A 17091-nucleotide genomic window follows, 5' to 3' on the forward strand; every position below is an offset into this window, starting at 1 on the left:
GTTGTGGCCCCGTCAGGCCGCGGTCCGGCCCGCGCGCTCCGCGAGCGCCAGGACGCGCCGCGCGGACGCGACCACCGCAGGGTCCACGAACCTGCCGTCCGGCAGGGCCAGCGCGCCGGGTTCGGCCGCGGCCGCCTCGACCGTCTCGCGCGCAGCCGCGACCTCCCGGGCGTCCGGCAGGAACGCCCGCTCGATGACGGGCAGCTGGCGCGGGTGGATCGCGGCCCTGCCGAGGAACCCGAGGGCGCGGGCGCGCCGGCAGGACGCCTCAAGGCCCGCCAGGTCGCGCACGTCCGGGTAGACGGACTGCGCGGGCGGGGCGAGGCCCGCGGCACGGGCCGCGACGACCGCGCGCACCCGCGGCCAGGTCAGCGCGTCCTCGCCGGCCAGGCCGAGGTCCGCGCGCAGGTCCGCCTCGCCGAGCGCGATGCCGCGCACCGCGGGGTGGGACGAGGCGACGGCGAACGCGTTCTCCACGCCGAGCGCCGACTCGAGCAGCGGGTACAGCGCGGGCACGGCCGCATCGGTGCCGGCCGCCTGCCGCACAGCGTCGACGACGCCCGCCACGTCCGCCGCCGAGGCCACCTTCGGCAGCCGCAGCCCGCCGAGGCCCGGCAGCCCGGCCAGGGCCGCGAGGTCGGCGGCGGCCCGCGACCCCCCGAGCGCGTTGACCCTGACGTGCACGGCGCACGGGCCGGGGACGGGGTCGGCCAGCAGTTCGGCCGTGGCGTCGCGCGCGTACTCCTTGCGGCCGGCCGCGACGGCGTCCTCCAGGTCGACGACGACGACGTCGGCCCCGGATCGCAGCGCCTTCGCCACCACATCGGGCCGGTCGCCCGGCGCGTAGAGCCAGGTCAGGAAGGCCGGTGCGGAGCCCTCGCACACGGAGGGCGCGGTATCGGCCCGGGCGGTCGTGTTCACAGAGTTCCCTTCTCGCGCAGCGCGCTGATCTCCGACTCGCTCATGCCGAGTTCGGCGAGAATCCCGCTGGTGTCGGCGCCGTGCGGGCGGCCCGTCCAGCGGATGGCGCCCGGCGTGCCGGACAGGCGGAAGAGGACGTTCTGCATCCGCACCCGCCCCAGCTCGCCGTCCTCGACGTCGGCGACGGTGCCGAGCGCCCGGTACTGCGGGTCCTCCATCACGTCCCGCACGTCGTAGACGGGCGCGACGGCGGCCTGGGCCTCCTCGAAGGCGGCCACCACCTCGTCACGGTCGTGGCGGGCTATCCAGGCGCTGACCACCGCGTCGATCTCGTCCGCGTGCTCGGCCCGGCCCGTGCCGGTGGCGAACCAGGGTTCTTCCGTGAATTCCGGGTGACCCACGAGGCGCAGTACCCGTTCCGCGACGGACTGGGCGGACGACGACACCGCGAGCCATCTGCCGTCCGCCGTGCGGTACGTGTTGCGCGGCGCGTTGTTGACGGACCTGTTCCCGGTCCTCGGCTGCACGTAGCCGAGCTGGTCGTACCAGAGCAGCTGCGGGCCGAGCACCGCGAGCATCGGCTCGATGATCGCCAGGTCGACGACCTGCCCCGCGCCGGTGCGCTCACGCCCCGCGAGCGCCGTCATCACCGCGTACGCCGTGGCGAGCCCGGCGACCGAGTCGGCGAGGCCGAACGGCGGCAGCGTCGGCGGCCCGTCGGGCTCGCCCGTGGTCGCGGCGAAACCGCTCATCGCCTCGGCGAGCGTGCCGAACCCGGGGCGCCGCGCGTACGGTCCGAACTGCCCGAACCCGGTGACCCGGGCCAGCACGAGCCGCGGGTTGACGGCCGAGAGCTCGTCCCAGCCGAGCCCCCACCTCTCCAGCGTTCCGGGGCGGAAGTTCTCGATGACCACGTCCGCGGTCGCCGCGAGCCGCAGCAGCACATCGCGTCCGTCGGGCGTGGAGAGGTCCAGCGTCAGGTTGCGCTTGTTGCGGCCGAGGTGGATCCACCACAGGCCCACGCCGTCCTTGGCGGGGCCGTGGCCGCGGGACGGATCGGGCTTGCGCGGGTGCTCGACCTTGATGACCTCGGCGCCGAAGTCGCCGAGCATCGTCGCGGCGATCGGCCCGGCGAACAGCGTCGCCAGGTCGAGGACGCGCAGCCCGGCCAGGGGGCCGGGGCCCGGCCCTCCCGGAGCGCTGGTGGCGGCGGGCTCCGGCGGGCAGCCGCCCGGCCGGTCGCCGGGGCGTGGGTCGTGCATGGCGGTACCTCGGTTCTCCGCTGCCTGCCCGGCACGGGAGGCGCGGTGTTGTGCGGTGGGTGCCGTGTGTGCGGTTCGTGAGGCGGTGTCAGGGCGCGGTCGCCGCCAGCCGGTCGACGGCCGACCGGCCGGGCATCGAGGACGACGCGCCGTGGTGCTGGACGGACAGCGCGGAGGCCGCCGTCGCCCAGCGCAGGGCTTCCTCGGGCCGCCGCCCCTCGCCGAGCGCGACGGCGAGCGCGCCCACGAAGGTGTCGCCCGCCGCGGTGGTGTCGACGGCCGTGACCCGGCGCGCAGGCACGGCCAGCGTTTCGCCGTCCCTGCTGCTGTACAGGCATCCGTCGGAGCCCAGCGTCACCACCACCTCGGGGACCCGTTCGAGCAGCGCGCGTGCCGCCTCGCGGGGGTCGCGCAGCCCGGTGAGCGCCGCGGCCTCGTGCTCGTTGGGCACCAGCAGGTCCACGAGGGACAGCAGTTCGTCGGGCAGCGGCTGGGCGGGCGCGGGCGTGAGGAGCGTGCGCACCCCGTGCGCCCTCGCGGCCCGCAGCCCCGCGAGCACGCCGTCGACGGGGGATTCGAGCTGCAGCAGCAGCGCGTCACTGCCGGCCACCACCCGCTCGTCCTCCTCGGTCAGTGACGTCACGGTGGCGTTGGCCCCCGGCACCACGACGATGGAGTTGTGCCCGGCGCCGTCCACCACGATGTGCGCGGTGCCGCTGGCGCCCGGCACGGTGCGCAGCGTCCGCGTGTCCACGCCGGCTTCGTCCAGCACGGCCCGCAGCCGTGGCCCGAGGCAGTCGTCGCCGACTGCGCCGATCATGGCCACGTCGCCGCCGGCGCGGGCCGCGGCCACGGCCTGGTTGGCGCCCTTGCCGCCCGCGACCGTGCGGAACGACTCGCCGGTGACGGTCTCGCCCCGGCCCGGCGCCACCGGCGCGTACGCGACGAAGTCCATGTTGGTGGAGCCGAGGACCGCGATCCTCGCCCGTGGTGTGCTCGTCATGGTGTGTCCCTGGGGGTGTGGGTCGCGCGCTCGCGCGTTCCGGGGCTCGGCGGCAGCACCGCGAGGGCGGCGGTGCGGCGCGCGAGCACGTCGAATCCGATGCCGTCGAATCCGGCGACCGACGTGGCAAGACGGTTGTCCAGCGGGCGTGTCCACCGTCCGGGCAGCGCGCCGGGCGATCCGGCGAGCAGCCCGGCCACCGAGCCGGCCGTCGCGCCGTTGGAGTCGGTGTCCCAGCCGCCGGAGACGACCCGGCACACCGAGCCGGTGAAGTCGCCGTCCGCGTGGGTGAGCGCCGCCGCGAGGAGCGCCGCGTTCGGCACGACGTGCACCCAGTGGTGGTGGCCGTAGGCCGCGTGCAGGGCGTCGACGACGCTCGCGAACCCCTCCGCCGTGCCCGTCGGTTCGTCGCGGGCCGCCTCGATGCCGTGGCGCACGGCCGAGGCCAGCCGCGACCGTGCCGGCACCACGGCGAGCCCAGCGGCCAGGCAGGCGTGCACGTCTGCGCCGCCGCCCGCGGCCCGCGCGACGGCGGCGGCCGCGAACATCGCCCCGTACACGCCGTTCGCGGTGTGCGTGAGCACGGCGTCGCGCCAGGCCTCGTCCGCCGCGGCGGACGGGTCGCCCGGCCGGGTCCAGCCGAAGACGTCGGCGCGGATCAGGGCGCCGATCCACTCGCGGAACGGGTTGCGCCGCACTGCTGTCCCCGGCGGCTCGACGCCGTCGAGCAGGTTGCGGTACGCGACGCGCTCCGCGGTGAACGTCCGTCCCGCGGGCAACTCGTCGAGCCACAGCCCGGCCACGTCGTCCGTGGTGAAGGAGTGCCCGTGCCGCTCCAGCGTGAGCAGGCCGAGCAGCGGGTAGTTGAGGTCGTCGTCCTCGGGCATTCCGTCGATGTTCTCGGCCAGCGAGGTGGGCCGGCTGCGCCGGTTCCACGGGTAGCGCGCGGCCACGCCGGGGTCGAGGCCGACCTCGCTGAACCACGACGACAGCGGCCAGTTGCCCGTCGATGCCGCGAGCGCCCTGATGCCGTCGAGCGGCAGCTTCTCCACCGGCTTGCCCAGCAGGCAGCCGGCGGCCCTGCCGAGCCAGCCGGCCTCGATACGGGCGGGCAGTGCCTCGGCGGGCACGGTGAGCGCGGGCGCCGGCGGCGCGCCCGCGGCCTCGTGGATCGCGGCCAGGCCGGTCGGCTCGTCCGCGGCCGCCGGGCTCGTGAGCGCGGCCAGCTCGTCGAGCAGCCCTGCGGCGGTCTCCCGCAGCGCCGGGTCCGCGGGCCCTGGCGACGCGCCGGCCCGTTCGGGCGCGAGATGACCGCCCGCCGCGAGCCACCGCCGGCGCACGGCGTCCGCGTCGCGGCCGTCCTCTGCCGCCTGCCGCAGCTCGTGGCCGACCAGGTCCTCGGGCTGCACCCAGGTCACACGCAGCGCGCTCACCGCACCCCCGCCAGCTCGGCGAACGCCGCCTCGTGTGCGCGGCGCCGATCCGTGTCCCTGGCGAACACCTCCCGTGTCACCGCGGCGAGTTCCGCGGCGGGGCCGTGCAGGTCGAGCCTGCTCGCCCGGGCCACCTCGTCACCCCACGCGGCGGGCACGGCGCCGCTGCCACCGAGCGCGCCGGCGATCGACCCGCTCATCGTGGCGATCGAGTCGCAGTCACGGCCGTAGTTGACGGAGCCGAGCACCGTGCTCTCGAAGTCGCCGCCGCCGATCAGCAGCATCGCGAGCGCTACGGGCAGTTCCTCGATGCTGTGCAGCCGGGACGGGCGTCGCGCGCCGAGCGAGGGCTCGCGGTAGCGGGGGCCCACGGTGTCGAACGGGGCGACGGCCTCGCGCAGCGGGACCAGCGCCTCCTCCCAGTCGCCGAACGCGCGTGCCCGCTCGCACACCGCCTCGATCGCCGCGCGGGTGCCGTCCTTCGCGAGCCGCAGCGCCTCCTCGACGACGCTCGAAGGGGTGGCGCCCGGCGTGAACGCGGCGGCCACGGCGGCGGCGAAGACGCCGGCCGCCTCCCGCCCGTACGACGACTGGTGCGGCGCGGCCACCTCGAGCGCCTCGGCGTAGGCGCCGGCCGGGTTGCCCGCGTTGACGACGCCGACGGGCGCCATGTACATCGCGGCACCGCAGTTGACGATGTTCCCGACGCCGGCCTCGCGCGGGTCGACATGGCCGTAGTGCAGGCGCGCCACGATCCACTTCTCGGCCAGGAAGATGCGCTGCAGCGGCAGCGCCTCGGCCTCCAGCTCCGGGATCCAGCGGGGGTTGCCGATCAGGTCGGGCACCAGGTGGTCGGCGACGCTGTACGCGTCGAGGTGGTCGCGGACCTTCGCGTACACGCGCACCAGCGCCTGCGTCATCAGGGTGTCGTCGGTGACGTGCCCGTCACCCTTGTGGTACGGCGCGATCGGCCGGGCCGTGCGCCAGGCGTCTCCGTGGAACGGGCCGACGATGCCGCGCACCCGGCCGCCGTGGCGCTCCGTGATCTGCTCCGGCGTCCAGCCCTCCACCGGGCCGCCGAGCGCATCGCCGACGGCGGCGCCGAGCAGGCATCCGGTCACGCGGTCCTCAAGGTTCGGTTTCATGGGTTCGAAGGTCCTTCCGTGGCGGTGAACGCGGGTTCTGCGGCGGTGAGCCGGGCGGCGAGACGCACGAGGTCCACCCCGGCAAGGCGCGGCAGCGCGCAGCCCGGGAGGACGGAGCACGCGTCTCGCCACGACACGGGCAGCGTGCCCGCGCCGCCCACGGCGCCCGCCAGCGCACCGGCGAGCGCGGGCGCCGAGTCGGCGACGCGCGACATGCAGGCGGCGGCGGGCACCGCCTCGGTCACGTCGCCTCCCGAGGCGAGGACCAGCGCGAGCGCGGCCGGCACCGTCTCGGCCGCGGCGATGCCGTAGCTGTAGACGTGGTCGATGATCTGGTGTTCGAGCAGCGGCACGAGGCCGAAGGCGCGGCCCCGTGTGCCGGGTTCGTCCGTGCGGGCCAGGGACACGGCGTGTGCGGCGTTGCGGCCGATCTCCGAGCCGGCCGGCAGCTGGTCGAGCGCGCCGTGCACGCAGGCCTCGGCGGGCGCCCCGGCGAGCGCCAGCGCGACGGCGGCAGCCATCGCGCGGGCACCGTGCACCCCGTCGCCGTCCTGCGTGTAGCGGGCGTCGAACTCGGCGAGGTCGGCCGCCGCCGCCGGATCACCGGGGTGGACGACGGCCAGCACGCAGGCGCGCACGCACGCCGCGTCGTCGAAGAAGTGCGGGTTGTCGTGGCCCGTCGCGGGCGGCCTGAGACCCGTGGCGAGGTTGCCGAGGCCCGCGCGAACGGAGATCCGCGCGCGCAGCGGGATGACCGCCGACTCGACCTCCGGGGCGCGTGCGGCGGCCGAGGAGATCTCCGCCGCCAGCGCCATCCACGCCAGGTCGACCGCCGAACGCACCCTGCGGTCCCTGCTGAGGTCGCTGAGCGCCGTGCCGTGCGAGGCGAGCACCGCCTCGGCCGTGAACGCCGCCCATTCCGCGTCGTCCGAGGGACCGAGCCGCAGCGGCTCGGGCGGCTGGTTGAGCGCGATGGGCACGGGCAACGTCGTGGTCTCGTTCTGCTCGGCGAACGTGTCGAGCTCGCGCGTGAGCCGGCGCGTCCACTCCGGCATGCGCGCGGCACGGTGGCGCGCGGCGGGCCAGCCCGCCGCGTCGCCTGCGGCGAGGCCGAGGAGCATGCCCTCGACGCGGCCGTCCGCGTGCTCGCCGGGTGGCTCGGCGCCGGGGGCCCGGCCTGCCGCGGCGGGGCCGTCAGCGCGACCGCCGCGGCTCTTGGTGGCGGGGACGCCCGCCCGGCCGGTGGACCGGGATCCGGCGGCCGCGGGGTGCCCGGCCGTGCGCGTGTCCGCGTTCACGAACCGGCCCTCCCTGCCCGCGCCGTGTCCTGCGCGGGTGAGAGCAGATCGGCGATGTCCCGCACGTGATGGCCCGCCATGGACGGCAGGCAGCTGCCGCGCACCGGCCGCACCGCCGACGACCAGCGCTCGGGGATGGCGCCGAAACCGCCGAGTGCGCCCGCGAGCGCGCCGGCGACGGCGGCCGTGGTGTCCGCGTCCCTGCCCATGTTGACGGCGCCCAGCACGGACCCGGCGAACTCACCGCCCACCAGGGCGAACGCGCCGAACGCCAGGCCGACGGCCTCGGGCGCCAGGTCCGTCCACGGGTAGCCGCCGATCACCACCGAGGCCCTCAGCGCTCGCTCCCGGTCGAGCCGGGTCAGCGATCCGTCCAGCCTGAGGCGGCCCGCCGCCGTCACCGCGCGCCGCAGCGAGCGCGCGGTCCACGAGTCGTCCGGCACCACCGAGAGGGCGGCGGCGAGCACGGCCGGTACGCCGTCGCCGCTCATCGCCGCGGCGACACCGGCGGCGACGGCCTGCCCGCCGTAGATGCCCTCGCCCTCGTGGCTCACGGTGCCGTCGATGGCGACGAGGCGCGCCGCCTCGACGGGACGCCCGGCGGCGAACACGCCGAAGGGGGCCGCCCGCATCGCCAGGCCGTCGCTCCACGCGTGCCGGTGCTGTGCGGTGATCGGCGCGGCGAGGCCCCTGCGCAGGTTCTCCAGTGTGCCGCGCTCGCTGAACCCGGCGCCGCGGAACGGGCCTTCGTTGCGGTCGGCGATCCAGGAGTGCCAGGCCGCCTCCACATCGCCGACGGTGAGCGCGGAGCCGTGGCGGGCGAGCAGCAGACCGGAAAGAATCGCGTACTCGGTGTCGTCCGTGCCCGCCGGGTCGTCCGAGACGAAGTCCTCGATGCGGCCCCAGCGCTCCCTGATCTGCGAGGGCTTCATGTTCTCGGCCGGCGCACCGAGCGCGTCGCCCACCGCGAGACCGACGAGCGCGCCGCGTGCGCGGTCGCGCGGGCTGCCGGACGCGGGCGGGGGCGCGGGCGCCTTGCGTGTGGGCGGCGTCAGGGGCGGTGGGGAGCCGGGTGGTGGGGTCGGACGATGCGGGGTGGTGAGGGTGGGAGAGGCTGATGGAGCGCTCATACCGTGCCGTTCCTGGTGCGTGGTGCGTGGTGCGTGGTGCGTGTGTGGTGGTGCGCCGGGCGGCTCCGGGCCGCCCGGCCACCGGCGGGTCAGTTCCGGTAGCGCTCGAATATGCGGTTCCCGTCCCGGACGAGCTGCCCCCGCAGCCCGTCCAGGTCGGTGCCGCCGCTGTAGTACCGCTGCAGCGCCGGCGTGGCGATCTTGTCCTTCCACTCGGGGTAGCCCCTCATCCCGAGCACCGGCGAGGCCGTCAGGTGTTGCGCCACGGCCACCCCCGTCGACCAGCCGTCCTTCGCCGTGTTGAGCGACGGGTCGCGCAGCGCGGCGTCGCCCGTGGGCACCAGCCAGTCGCCGCGTGCCAGCTGGACCAGGTGCGCCGTCTGCGTCATGAAGGCGATGAACGCCGCGGCCTCCTTCGGATGCGGGCACGACTTCGCCACCGACAGGGTCTGCGGGCTGACGCCCTGCGCGCGGCCCCCGTCCGGCGCGTGCGTCCCCACGGGCAGGGGCAGCGTCACCCAGTCGAAGCCGTCGGGGGCCTGCTGCTGCACCTGCTGGCGGTAGGAGAAGCCCAGCGGCAGCATCGCGTACCGGCCGGCGAAGAAGGCGGGCAGCGTGTCGCCGCCGCCCATGCCCAGCGCGGTCGGGGACGCCGTGCGGTCCGTACGGACCTGCCGGCGGATCAGCTCGGGAAACGCCGAGTCCGCCGGGCCGAGCCGCACCTCGGGGGTGCCGTCCTCACGCCGGTACAGTATCCGGCCGCCCATGGACATCGACAGGTTGACCGTGGCGTTGACCGGCGACTTCATCGCCCAGGCCGTGCCGAACCGCTGAGCCCCGGACCCGTGGTGCGTGAGCTCCCTGGCGACGTCCTCGAACTCGGCCCAGCTCCACGGGCGCCGCTGCGTGGGCAGGGCGATGCCGGCCCGGTCGAGGAGCGTCCTGTCGGCGATCAGCACCCACGGCTCCTGCAGGAACGGCACGCCGTACAGGCCGCCGCCGAAGCGCGAGGTGGCCCACGCCGAATCGGGGATCCGCCGCCGCAGGTCGGCCGGGATCAGGTCCGTCAGGTCGGCGAGGTAGCCGCCGTACCCGAAGTCGGTGAGATCGATGGCCTCGTCGTGGATGATGTCCGGCGCCGCGCCGCCCTCGAAGGAGGTGAGGAGCTGATCGTGGACGTTGTCCCAACTGCCCTGCACGTAGCGCACATGGACCTCGGGATGGTTCTTGTTCCACTGCGCCACCAGCGCCTTGTTCGCGGCCAGTGACTCCTTCTGCCAGGCCAGCGACAGGAAGTCGAGCGTCGGAACGCCCGACCCGTCACCGGACGCGCCGCAGCCGGTCAGCAGGGAGGAGGAGGCGGCAGCGGCGGCCGCGGCAGCGCCGCCCAGGAGCGTGCGACGGCGCATCAGCCCTTCACCGCCCCGGTCATCGCGCCGCTCACCAGGCGCTTTTGCAGGAACGCGAAGAACAGCAGGCTCGGCAGTGTCGCCAGCACGGAGGCGGCGGCGAGCGGGCCGAGGTCGGCGGCGCCCTCGGCGCCGAGGAAGTGCGTGAGGATGACGGACATCGTCTGCTTCTCCGGGGACTTGAGCAGGACCAGGGCGAAGAAGAACTCGTTCCATGCGGTGACGAACGAGAACATCAGCGTCGCCACGAGCCCCGGCACCAGCAGCGGCAGAACCACACTGCGCAGTGTGCGCAGCCGGCCGCAGCCGTCGATCGACGCGGCCTCCTCCAGCGACATCGGCACCGACTTGACGTACCCCTGGAGCATCCACAGTGCGAACGGAAGGTTCCACACCACGTAGACGATGATCAGGCCGGGCAGCGAGTCGACCAGGTGGAGGTTCTTCAGCACGAGGAACAGCGGGATGATGACCAGCACGAACGGGAACATCTGGCTGACGAGCACCCAGCCCGTGCCGAGCCGGCTGACGGCCGACTTGAACCGCACCATCACATAGGCGGCCGGCACCGCGATCGCCACCGACACCACCGCGGTGACGACGGACACCAGCAGGCTGTTCAGCGCGGAACGCAGCAGCGGCTGCTCGTCGATCGCCGTGCGGAAGTTGGCGAGCGTCGGATGGCGGGGCAGCCACGTCGGGTCGACCGACCCCAGCTCCTGCGGCGACTTGAACGCGGTGGACACCAGCCACAGCAGGGGGAAGGCGAGGAAGACCACGTAGCACAGCAGGGCCAGGTACTGGCCCGTCCTGCCGGCGAAGCGCCCGGCGGTGCGCCGCCGCGGCCGCTTCCGGCCGGGGCGTGCAGGGGGTGCGGCGGAGGTGTCCCGCGCGGGCGTGGTGGTGCTGCTCACTGGTCGGCCTCCTTGAGACGGTTGCGCAGGAACACGGTCAGCAGGACGGCGATCACGGCGATCATCACCAGGCCCATCGCCGCCGCGTACCCGAACTGCCCGTACTGGAAAGCCTCCTGGTAGGCGAACAGGGTGGGCAGCCGGGTCTTGCCGCCGGGGCCGCCATTGGTGAGCACGTACACCAGGCCGAACGAGTTGAAGTTCCAGATGAAGTCGAGTGCTGTGATGGACAGCACCACCGGCTTCATCGCGGGCCAGGTCACCGCGGTGAAGCGGCGCCACAGGCCCGCGCCGTCGAGAGCAGCCGCCTCGTGCAGGTCGGCCGGGACATTCTGCAGGCCGGCCAGCAGCACCACCGTGGTCTGCGGCATCTTGGCCCACACGCCCACCACGATCACCGCGGGCAGCGCGAGGGTGAGGCTGGAGAGCCAGTCGGTGTGCCCGGACGTCAGGTGCAGGCTGCGCAGGGTGCTGTTGAGGATGCCCGCGTCCGGGTTGTAGACGAGTCGCCACATGATGCCGACGACGACCTCGGGCATCGCCCACGGCACCAGCGCCAGGGTGCGGGTCAGCCACCGGAAGCGCAGGTTCTGGTTGAGCAGCATCGCGAGGCCGAGCGAGAGCACGAACTGGATGGCCGTCACGCAGACCGCCCAGATGATGCCGATCTTGAACGAGTCCCAGAACAGCGAGTCGAGCCTGAGGTTCGCGAGGTTGGTCAGGCCGGTGAAGGACGTCGAGCGGGTGACGCCGGACTGCGCGTCGGTGAACGCCAGCGCGAGCCCGTAGAGCAGCGGGCCGACGCTGAGGACGAGGACCGGGATCAGCGCGGGCAGCAGCAGGAACCAGGCGTCGCGTTCGAGGCCGAGCATCCTGCGCCGGCCGGCGGCGTCGCGCGGCTTCTGCAGCCGTGTGCCGTTCGGCGGGCGGGTGGCGAGGCCGGCGCTCATGTGGCGCTCCCCGCACACACGGCCGACGTGTCCACGCCAGGCGGCGCCACCCGTTCGGGCGGGGGCGCGTGGCGCGCCGCCTCCTGGCGCACGGTGGCGGCCCCGGGGCCTGCCGTGGAGGCGCGGACGACCAGCCGCGGCGCGACGGTCACCCGCCCGACGGAGCCACCGGAGGCGGAACCACCTGACGCGGGGCCGCCGGGCGCAGGCGCGGCCGGTTCGAGGCGCGCGACCAGCATCTCGGCTGCGAGCCGGCCGCGTTCACCAGATCCGAGGTCCACGCTGGTCAGCGCCGGGTGGCTGGCGCGGGCCAGCTCACTGTCGTCCATACCGACGACCGCCAGGTCCTCGGGTATGCGCAGACCCCGATCGTGCGCCGCGTGCGCGGCGCCCAGCGCGAGCTGGTCGTTGGCGCAGAACACGCTGTCGATGCCGAGCCCGGCGTCGAGCAGCCGCCCCGCCGCGGCCGCGCCCGCCTCGACGGAGAAGTCGGTGGCCACGGTCAGCTCGGGCTCCGGGGCGAGCCCCGCCTCCGCGAGCGCCGAGCGGTAGCCGGTCGCGCGGTGGGAACCCGGCACCGTGTCGGCCGGGCCGTTGACGAACCCGATCCTCCGCCGCCCCAGCGCCACCAGGTGGCGCACCGCCAGCATCGCGCCCGAGACCGAGTCGGCGCGCACGCTGTCGACGCCCGCGCCTTCCGGCAGCGAGCCGATCACGACCACGGGTCCCGAGGCCGTGGCGAGCGCGGCCAGATGCGCGTCGGTCACCCGGATGGGGCAGATGATGAGCCCGTCGCTCGTACGGTCGGCGAGGCTGCGCACGACGTCCAGCTCGTCCTCGGCGACGGCGTCGGTGGAATGCAGCAGCAACCGGTAGCCCAGCGGTTTGGTCACCGTCTGTATCTGCCGCACCATCGAGACATAGGCCGGGTTGCCGATGTCGGGCATGGCGAAGGTGAGTTGGCGGGTCCTGCCGCCCTTGAGCGACCTGGCGACCCTGTTCGGCACGTAGCCGAGCTCGGCCGCGGCCCGCTCCACGCGCCGCACGGTGTCGGGGCGACCCCCGTGACCATTGAGAACGCGGGAGACGGAGGCGATGGAGACCCCCGCCGCCTCGGCGATGGTCTCCACGGTCGGCGGCCCGCCCGAACTCGTCATTGATCGCCCCTTCGCGAATCGGCACGTCGTCTCCCGCGAACTGGAAACGTTTACAGTTTCGGCGTTCGTCCACGTCCGCGAGCGAGATGGTTTCCCCAATGTTGCGCGGGTGTTTCACTGTCCGTCAATGGAATGTGAGGTCCGTCCCACCATGCCGCAGGGTACTTGACGGGAGAGAGGGCGAAGTGCAGTGGCGTACGCGACGGAGCGGGCCTCTCACGGCGTCGCGATCGAGCGCAGGGTGTGGTGCACATGCCCCTCGACGACGACGTGGCCGGGAGGATCCGGGTGGCCGCTCCCGCCGTCCGGCACGATGACCGCCGGGCGCTCGCTCCACCGGGTCTCCTGGTGGGTCGCGGACTGCCGCGGCGCCTCGGAGCCCGTCCCGTGCGGTCCTGCGTGCAGGTCGAACGTGATCAGGCGCCCGGTGCCGGGGCCGTAGGCCGGTGTGAACGTCGCGAACCGCTCGCCGCACAGGGCTCCTTCGTCGGTGGTCGTGGCGTAGCTCCACAACTTCCGCGGCCTGCCCAGGTCGTACGCCTCCCACGTACCGGCGCCGGGATCCTCCGCGCTGGTCTCGAAGAGCATCAGCACGCCGTCCGGCGACACCATGCCGCGCCGCGGCATCATGCTCGGTTCCGGCACGGTGGACAGCGGTTGGAGCGAAGCGGGATCGAGCCGTCTGACGGGCGGGAAGATGTCCGACGCCGAGTACGGGCTGCCGGTGCACACGAGGTAGTGCCCTCCGCTCACCAGTGCGGGGCACTCGGCGCCGCGGGGACTCGTCGCGAGCACCGCCCCCGTTCGATTGTCGCGTGCGGTGACCCGGGCGCCGTCGGTGGTGTAGACACGGCCACCGAACGCGGTGGGCGCCGTATCCGCCGCCGCGGCCACGGTCTTGTGCCACAGCGGTGTGCCATCGGATCCGCGGAACGCCGCGAGAACCGTCGGCGGGGAGCCCGCCCGGCCGGCAGGGCCGCCACCGCTCTCGTAGGCGAACACGGTCGTGCCGTCGGAGCCGGCGCCCGTGTACGTGTGCCCGGCCGGCAGCCGGTGCGACCAGGCCTGCCTGCCCGTCCTCAGGTCTGCGGCCCGCAGCGTCCGGCCACTGCTGGTGACCGCGCGTGCGGCCCCGGCCGCGATGACCAGTCCGCCGTTCTTCCCCGTGCCGGAACCCGGGACCCGCCACGTCACGGCGCCGGTCGCACGGGAGCGCCCCACCAGGCCGTCGGGCGCCGCGCTGCACACCACCTGGTGGGCCGTCGCCAGGCAGGTGCCCGGCGCCTCGGCGGAGGACAGGCGCACGGACCACGACCGCCACGGGCCCTCCACGGGGCTCGCGGAAGTCCCCGCGGCCGGGGGAGCGGGCGGCCGTCCTGACCCCGACGGGCGTCCTGACCCACCGGCCGAACAGCCCACGAGCACGGCAGCGAGGGCCGCCGCACCCCAGAGGTGCCTGAGACGCCAGGGGTGCGCCTGCCGAACCGATCGATCCTGCGCCATGCCCGCTCCACCCTCCGCGCTCCGGCGCGCGACCCCCCGTCATGGTCGCAGAAGTCCACGACCGGCGGTGGGTCTTCCGGCGCGGCGCCCGGCCGGGCGCCGCGGGAGTCAGTGCCCGGGCGGGAAGTACGTGTCGTCCACGATCTTCGACAGGTCGAGTCCTGAGACGCCGGGCGTCTTCGCCAACGCGTCCTTGGACGTCTGGAGTTGAGCGACGGTCGGTGTCGGCCTGCTCGGCAGGACCTCCTTGGCGAAGTACTCCCACGTCTGCTTGAGCGCCTTCGGATCGCTGGTCTTCAAATGCTTCGCCAGCTCGCTCTCGGAGTACTTCTCGTCCGACTTCTCGCGGTTGATGGCCTGCTGGAGCGCCGTCATGAACTTCTTGATCTCCTTCTTGTGGCCGCTCGCGTAGGCGGTGGTCGTCGCGAGGCCGACGTTGGAGGTCGGGATCTTCTGCTTGGCCAGGTCGAGGATGCTGTGGTAGCCGGCGGCCTCGATGCGAGTCGAGGCGGGCGGGTGCGAGAGCGCCGCGTCCACGCTGCCCGCGACCAGGGCGTTGTTGACGTTCGTCACGGAGCCGAGCGAGACCAGGTGCACGTCCTTGGGGCTGAGACCCAGCTGTTTCAGCGCCGCCAGGGTCGCCACGTAGATGGAGCCGCTGCTGCTCGTCACGCCGATGCGCTTGCCCTTGAGCTGGGAGGCGCTCTTCACCTTGGAGAAGAACTGGTAGGGGAACACCGGTGTCAGGGTCGCGAGGTAGCTGACCTTGGCGCCCGACGCGGCGCCCGAGACCATCTCCGAGGCGCCGATCGACGCCATCTGGGTCTGCCCGGAGATCAGTGCGGGGAAGCCGTCCGAGCCGCTGAGGCTCGTCAGGGTGACGTCGAGCCCCTGCTTCTTGAACAGGCCGGAGTCGGCGGCGATCCACAACGGCAGCTCGTCGGCGACGACCTGGCTGTAGCTCACCGTCATCTTCGTCGCGCCGCCCTTCCCGGACGCGGAACCGCCGCTGTGCGCACTCGCACCCGGCGCGCACGCGGTGGCCGCGAGTGCCACGGCCACCGCGGCCGCCACGAGGCCGAGTGTTCCTGTGTGCTGCGTTCTGTGGGGCATGGTGCCTCTTTCGCTGGGAAGTACCGGGTCAGTCGGATGTGTTGCGCCAGGAATCGAAGTGCCGCTCCACCCGCTGGAGGAGGGCGTTGAGGGTCACACCGGTGAGAGCGAAGATGAACAGGCCGGCGAACACGACGGACGTCTGGAACTGCTGGCCGGCGTTGTTCATCAGCATGCCGACGCCCGCCTGGGCGCCACTGAGCTCCGCGACGAACACACCGATCAGCGCCTGACCCACCGCGAGCCTGAGGCCGCTGATGATGAACGGCACGGTCCCGGGCAGGGCGATGGTGCGGAATATCTGCGGGTCGGTGCCGCCGAAGCACTTCGCCACGCGCAGCACGGCCGGGTCCAGGTTGCGCACCCCGCTCGCCGCGTTGATCAGGATGGGGAACACCGCCATCAGGAACACGATCATGATCTTGGACGAGTCGCCGATGCCGAGCCAGATGATCAGCAGCGGTGTGAGTGCGATGCGCGGCGTCGCGTAGAGGAAACTGACGAACGGGCTGAGCACGTAGGAGAGCCTGCGGTACCAGCCGATCAGCATGCCGATCGGCAGGCCCACCAGCGTGGCGAACACCAGGCCGAGCAGCAGCTCGCGGCCGCTGGTGAGGAGGTCCGTCCAGATCGCGCTCGTGCTGAACAGGTTGCGGAACGCGGTGATGACGTCGCCAGGACCCGGCAGCACGATCGCGGGCCGCAGCCGCAGCAGCGCGACGACCTCCCACAGTGCGAGGGCCACGATGACTGCCGTGGTGCCGTAGACGTACTTCTGGCCGAAGCGCCGCCCTCTTCGGGCGGTGTGGGCCGCAGTGGCTCTGGGCGGCTCGACGCGCGTGGTGGCGGCCATCTCAGACACTCCCTCCGTTCGCGCCGGCAGGCTCCCCCGCCGCCGCACCGTGCAGGACGTCCGACACGGTCTCCACCAGTTCCTGGAACGCGGGGCGCTTGCGCAGGCGTGTCTCCCGCGGGCGCGGCAGCGCCACGTCGACCTCGCGGACGATGCGGCCGGGCCGCGGACTGAAGACGCACACCCGGTCGCCGAGGAACACCGCCTCGGTGATGTCGTGGGTGACGAACAGCGCGGTGACGTCCCGCTCGGTGCAGATGCGTGCCAGCTCCACCTGCATGACCTCGCGGGTCTGCGCGTCGATGGACGCGAACGGCTCGTCGAGCAGCAGTACTTCGGGGTCGACCGCGAGGGCCCGTGCCAGGTTCACCCGCTGCTGCATGCCGCCGGAGAGCTGTCCCGGATGCCGGTCCGCCGCCGCCGACAGGCCCACCAGGTCCAGGAGTTCGCCGGCCCGTTCGCGCGCCTCCGCACGCCCCACGCGCTTGCCCAGTTCGAGGCCGTACGTCACGTTGTCGAGCACGCTGCGCCAGGGCAGCAGGCTGGCGTGCTGGAACACCATGGCCCGGTCGGGCCCCGGCCCCGGTATGTCGCGGCCGTCCAGCTCCAGCGTGCCGCCGGCGATGGGGAGGAATCCGGCGACGGCGTTGAGGAAGGTCGTCTTGCCGCACCCCGAAGGGCCGACGATGCACACGAAGTCGCCCTTGTGCAGCGTGAGATCGACGTGGTCGACCACCGTGCCGGCCCCGGGGCGTGCGGAGCCGGGTTCGCGGTAGTCGATGGTGACCCCGGCCGCCCTGAGATGGGCCGTCCGAACCCCCTTCGCGACGCCGGGCTCCGGGCCTTGCGGTGGCTCTGACCGTGCGGACGGGTCCTGCGGGGACCGCTGGGTGCTGGGAGACATGGCCGTGGAGTCTAGGTCTGAACATCAGACCATGCAATGGATCCACACTCTTGAAAGGTAAGACGGTTAGCCCCATTATCGAACCCATTGCATGCC

15 protein-coding genes are annotated in these 17091 nt (G+C 73.7%); all 15 read right to left on the minus strand.

What is annotated here, in order from left to right; translation table 11 throughout:
* Window positions 1-12: 12 nt before the first annotated feature.
* The 15 genes from IH48_RS0116985 to IH48_RS0117055 all read right to left on the minus strand — a co-directional run bounded on the left by IH48_RS0116985 (window position 13) and on the right by IH48_RS0117055 (window position 16995).
* Window positions 13-885, minus strand: coding sequence for an HpcH/HpaI aldolase/citrate lyase family protein (locus tag IH48_RS0116985; RefSeq protein WP_030904505.1), 873 nt, complete (start codon window positions 883-885; stop codon window positions 13-15).
* A gap of 32 nt (window positions 886-917) precedes the next feature.
* On the minus strand, window positions 918-2183 hold the full coding sequence (locus tag IH48_RS0116990) for a CaiB/BaiF CoA transferase family protein (RefSeq protein WP_051839940.1): 1266 nt from the start codon (window positions 2181-2183) through the stop codon (window positions 918-920).
* Between the two features lie 88 nt (window positions 2184-2271).
* Entirely contained in the window at window positions 2272-3186 is a 915-nt protein-coding gene (gene rbsK, locus IH48_RS0116995) for a ribokinase (protein ID WP_030904510.1), read from the minus strand.
* A complete protein-coding gene (locus IH48_RS0117000) occupies window positions 3183-4619 on the minus strand; it encodes an ADP-ribosylglycohydrolase family protein (RefSeq protein ID WP_051839941.1) in 1437 nt (478 codons plus the stop codon). The genes rbsK and IH48_RS0117000 overlap by 4 nt, the downstream gene beginning before the upstream one ends.
* Window positions 4616-5764 carry an ADP-ribosylglycohydrolase family protein gene (locus IH48_RS0117005; RefSeq protein ID WP_037842288.1) on the minus strand — a complete coding sequence of 383 codons (1149 nt, stop codon included), beginning with the start codon at window positions 5762-5764 and terminating at the stop codon, window positions 4616-4618. The genes IH48_RS0117000 and IH48_RS0117005 overlap by 4 nt, the downstream gene beginning before the upstream one ends.
* Complete coding sequence (locus IH48_RS0117010; RefSeq protein ID WP_078849796.1) at window positions 5761-7062, minus strand: ADP-ribosylglycohydrolase family protein; 1302 nt, start codon at window positions 7060-7062, stop codon at window positions 5761-5763. The genes IH48_RS0117005 and IH48_RS0117010 overlap by 4 nt, the downstream gene beginning before the upstream one ends.
* Entirely contained in the window at window positions 7059-8192 is a 1134-nt protein-coding gene (locus IH48_RS0117015; RefSeq protein WP_078849797.1) for an ADP-ribosylglycohydrolase family protein, read from the minus strand. The genes IH48_RS0117010 and IH48_RS0117015 overlap by 4 nt, the downstream gene beginning before the upstream one ends.
* 89 nt (window positions 8193-8281) lie before the next feature.
* Window positions 8282-9601, minus strand: a complete 1320-nt coding sequence (locus IH48_RS0117020) for an ABC transporter substrate-binding protein (RefSeq protein ID WP_030904520.1) — start codon at window positions 9599-9601, stop codon at window positions 8282-8284.
* Window positions 9601-10398, minus strand: coding sequence for a carbohydrate ABC transporter permease (locus IH48_RS0117025; protein ID WP_037842375.1), 798 nt, complete (start codon window positions 10396-10398; stop codon window positions 9601-9603). Before IH48_RS0117025 ends, IH48_RS0117020 begins: the two co-directional genes overlap by 1 nt.
* 113 nt (window positions 10399-10511) lie before the next feature.
* Window positions 10512-11465: a carbohydrate ABC transporter permease gene (locus IH48_RS0117030; RefSeq protein WP_078849799.1), complete on the minus strand. Its 954-nt coding sequence runs from the start codon at window positions 11463-11465 to the stop codon at window positions 10512-10514.
* Window positions 11462-12622, minus strand: coding sequence for a LacI family DNA-binding transcriptional regulator (locus IH48_RS0117035; protein WP_078849800.1), 1161 nt, complete (start codon window positions 12620-12622; stop codon window positions 11462-11464). Before IH48_RS0117035 ends, IH48_RS0117030 begins: the two co-directional genes overlap by 4 nt.
* A gap of 216 nt (window positions 12623-12838) precedes the next feature.
* Complete coding sequence (locus IH48_RS0117040; protein ID WP_234434286.1) at window positions 12839-13927, minus strand: PQQ-binding-like beta-propeller repeat protein; 1089 nt, start codon at window positions 13925-13927, stop codon at window positions 12839-12841.
* 306 nt (window positions 13928-14233) lie between these two features.
* Complete coding sequence (locus IH48_RS0117045; RefSeq protein ID WP_078849802.1) at window positions 14234-15238, minus strand: ABC transporter substrate-binding protein; 1005 nt, start codon at window positions 15236-15238, stop codon at window positions 14234-14236.
* Window positions 15239-15266: 28 nt separating this feature from the next.
* The gene (locus IH48_RS0117050) at window positions 15267-16091 is read right to left on the minus strand and encodes an ABC transporter permease (protein WP_051839943.1); all 825 of its coding nucleotides are present in this window, start codon (window positions 16089-16091) and stop codon (window positions 15267-15269) included.
* A gap of 1 nt (window position 16092) precedes the next feature.
* Window positions 16093-16995 carry an ABC transporter ATP-binding protein gene (locus IH48_RS0117055; RefSeq protein WP_078849803.1) on the minus strand — a complete coding sequence of 301 codons (903 nt, stop codon included), beginning with the start codon at window positions 16993-16995 and terminating at the stop codon, window positions 16093-16095.
* Between the last annotated feature and the right edge of the window lie 96 nt (window positions 16996-17091).

Origin of the sequence: Streptomyces sp. NRRL F-5126 (assembly GCF_000721265.1) — a bacterium.
Lineage (GTDB): Bacteria > Actinomycetota > Actinomycetes > Streptomycetales > Streptomycetaceae > Streptomyces.